General features: G+C 60.6%; 4 protein-coding genes and 1 pseudogene. 2 read left to right on the top strand and 3 right to left on the bottom strand.

What is annotated here, in order from left to right:
- On the top strand, positions 1-284 hold a 284-nt coding region (locus AC1D34_RS36480; RefSeq protein WP_476826892.1), incomplete at its 5' end, for a helix-turn-helix domain-containing protein.
- Between the two features lie 220 nt (positions 285-504).
- Here AC1D34_RS36480 and AC1D34_RS36475 read toward each other — a convergent pair.
- Together AC1D34_RS36475 and AC1D34_RS36470 are read right to left on the bottom strand one after the other, a co-directional pair.
- Positions 505-1,185, bottom strand: a complete 681-nt coding sequence (locus AC1D34_RS36475) for a dienelactone hydrolase family protein (protein ID WP_441508553.1) — start codon at positions 1,183-1,185, stop codon at positions 505-507.
- Positions 1,186-1,425: a DUF2171 domain-containing protein gene (locus AC1D34_RS36470; protein WP_441508554.1), complete on the bottom strand. Its 240-nt coding sequence runs from the start codon at positions 1,423-1,425 to the stop codon at positions 1,186-1,188.
- 225 nt (positions 1,426-1,650) lie between these two features.
- Here AC1D34_RS36470 and AC1D34_RS36465 point away from each other — a divergent pair, with 225 nt between their 5' ends.
- Positions 1,651-2,241, top strand: a complete 591-nt coding sequence (locus tag AC1D34_RS36465; RefSeq protein ID WP_441508555.1) for a DNA-3-methyladenine glycosylase — start codon at positions 1,651-1,653, stop codon at positions 2,239-2,241.
- Between the two features lie 282 nt (positions 2,242-2,523).
- Here AC1D34_RS36465 and AC1D34_RS36460 read toward each other — a convergent pair.
- Positions 2,524-2,654, bottom strand: a pseudogene (locus AC1D34_RS36460) (IS630 family transposase); the annotation flags it as partial.

Raw genomic sequence — 2,654 nt, 5'->3', positions numbered from 1 at the left:
TGGAGCATGTTGCGGCTGTCGCAGGATGCAGTCTGCGAACTCTCGAGGCCGTGTTCAATCGTTTTCGCGACCAGACGCCGTTAGCCGCTCTCCATCGTATCCGGCTCGACCTGGTAAGAGATGAACTGGCCAACCGCTCTACTGAGGCGGTTGTCAGCGAAGTTGCCCGCCGATACGGCTTCGCCAATTCGGCGCGATTTGCGACCGCTTATCAACGCCGGTTTGGTGAGACACCCAAAGAGACCGCTAGGCAGGTGCTCAAAGGGCGGCGGCGGCCGGGTTAGGCCGGCGGTTGCGTGGTCGCTTCGGTGCTTTCCTACGTCCGGTTTGAGGCAATGCCCTCACATCGGCAGTTGGCGCATTCACTCGGGCGGAGTTATGCACGCGAATTCCGCTCTCCACCCTCTTGCGACTTTCCGAAGGTCTGCAAAAGGCGCGTGGGACATGTTCGGTCGCCGCCTAACTCCCGGAAATGCGATTTGTGCCCTGGAGTCAGCGTACCATTCACAGGTAACGTCGAAGGAACTCCAGTGTTCTACCGACGGCATCCGGCAGCGCGGCAAACGACAGCCCGTGTCCTTCACCGGGGTAAATATCTCTCTCCACGACGCCGCCGCGCGATTTGAGGGTCCGCTCGATCGAAACCGCATTGGATACCGGCACCACGCGGTCGGCGTCGCCGTGAAGGATGAGCGTTGGAGGCAACCTCCGGGCTCCTTCCAGCCCTGGCGGTGCAAAGCCAAAAAAGTCGACCACGGCATTGATGCGAGGTGTCCTGGCGGCAAGGGCAAGTGCCAAAGCCGCGCCAAGCGAGAACCCGACCACGCCTATACGACCAGGGGCAACGCCGATGGCGCGCTCGATCTCCCCACCCAAGGAGCTCTCGATAGCCTGCCTCCAAACCGGAAACTTAGCTTGGATTTCGCCATAGCGAGCTCTGCGATCCCCGGTGGCTTCGAAGTAGCGGGGCAGGAATACGGCGTAGCCGGCTGCGGCAATGGCTTGGGCCGCAAACTCGTAGCGACCACCATTTGTGAGGCCATCCGAGCCGTGGAGCAGGACAATCGCCGGCTTCGAACCAGTCGTCGGGCCATATCGGTCGACAGGAATCCTGGACTCCGCTCTCGGGGTATTGGAAGCGATCGCGGCACTGCAAGCGCCCGCTACAAATGCGCGCCGATGCATCTACTCAGCGGCCTGGGACCAGCGTTCCTTGGCCTCGGAGGCCGGCAAAATGAGTTTGATAGAGTCGCCGTCTATGGCGACCACGAGCCCGATGTCCAGATAGTGATGCGCGCCGCCTGATTCCGGATCATTTTTCTTTAGCTTCAGTAACTGGCCGCTGAGGCTATCCACGGTGCCGACGTGGCCTCCGTCGGCGCCAACGACCTTCTGGCCCTCCTTGATCTGCTGAACGAACATCATGGGACTGCTCCGCTGGTGCTGCATCAATGCGGCAACGGAGGGTGTGAGCCAAAGTTCCCAAATAAATTCCCCGAGTGCTCCATGCGCGAAAGTTGGGGGGCCGATCGGACAGGTGCGATGGGCCATAGGGCTCCTGCGCTATTCCGCATTGCGGAAAATCCTTAGAACCAATTGCTCTTCCGGCCGTTGCGATTTCATCGGACGGCTCCAGTGAAAAAACGGACCATGACGATTCCGCATACTTCGCCTGGCTCCTTCGAATGCGCTGACGCCGTCGAGCTTGCGAAGGAGCTGATCGGAGCGCTGCTCCTTGTCGACGGCGTGGGAGGCACGATCGTCGAAACCGAGGCCTATCTTCGTGACGATCCCGCATCACACAGCTATCGCGGCCGCACTCCCGCCAACGCAACGATGTTCGGGGATTCCGGGCACGCCTATGTCTACCGCTCCTACGGCTTGCATTGGTGTTTCAATGTCGTTGCGGAGGGCCATGGCGCCGTTTTGATCCGCGCGATAGCCCCGGAGGTCGGCATCGATAAGATGATCATGCGGCGAGGGACGGAGAGAAATCTCTGCTCGGGACCCGGGCGGCTCGCAAGGGCGCTTGGAATAACCAATGTTCATAACGGCCTGAGTTTGACGGAACCCCCATTTTTCGTGCGCGCACCCAGTGAACGGCCGCCAATCGTGAGCGGCACTCGAATAGGCATTTCCAAAGCGCCCGAGCGGCCCTGGCGCTTCGGTCTGCGTGGGTCACGCTTCTGGAGCCGCCCCTTCGCTCCGCAGCAGCCCGACCTTCCTGGAACGACTGACTAACTGTTATGTTAGGACTGCCGAACCTTGGATCGTTCCGCCATTAGCTAAATCTGAATAGTAAAGGTTCCAGGCTTCTTGGTGTTGCCGAAGCCGGTGACGCGTGGAAGGCATGATCGCTAGTCCCCCGCTGTCCTCACCGGCTCCTGGGGCCATCGGGTCGCCCGGTGGTCGGCGACGTTCCGCCTGCATCAGCGACGAGAACAGCGGTTCGTTCGCGGCCCCGGGCACCGCGGCCCGTGATGAATCCGCTATTGGATCGCTTCTCGCTAGAGCATTTTCACGTTATTCCGGCTCATACCCGGCAGCCCTGAAGTAGTTTTTGCATTCGTCGGGAGTGAAGGCGTCGAGGATTGTTCCGATGGTACGCCAGAGGCCTTCGACGGTTCGCTCGGCTGCTTTTCGCAGGAGCGCCT

The sequence above is a fragment of the Allobosea sp. P1_A7 genome (assembly GCF_056406775.1).
The sequence above is the reverse complement of the archived record's forward strand: the minus strand, read 5'-3'. Positions and strand labels throughout refer to the sequence as shown.

Excerpts from the sequence above, each read along its gene's own strand:
- AC1D34_RS36475 (WP_441508553.1), bottom strand. The coding sequence starts at position 1,185 with ATGCATCGGCGCGCATTTGTAGCGGGCGCTTGCAGTGCCGCGATCGCT.
- AC1D34_RS36470 (WP_441508554.1), bottom strand. The coding sequence starts at position 1,425 with ATGATGTTCGTTCAGCAGATCAAGGAGGGCCAGAAGGTCGTTGGCGCC.
- AC1D34_RS36465 (WP_441508555.1), top strand. The coding sequence starts at position 1,651 with ATGACGATTCCGCATACTTCGCCTGGCTCCTTCGAATGCGCTGACGCC.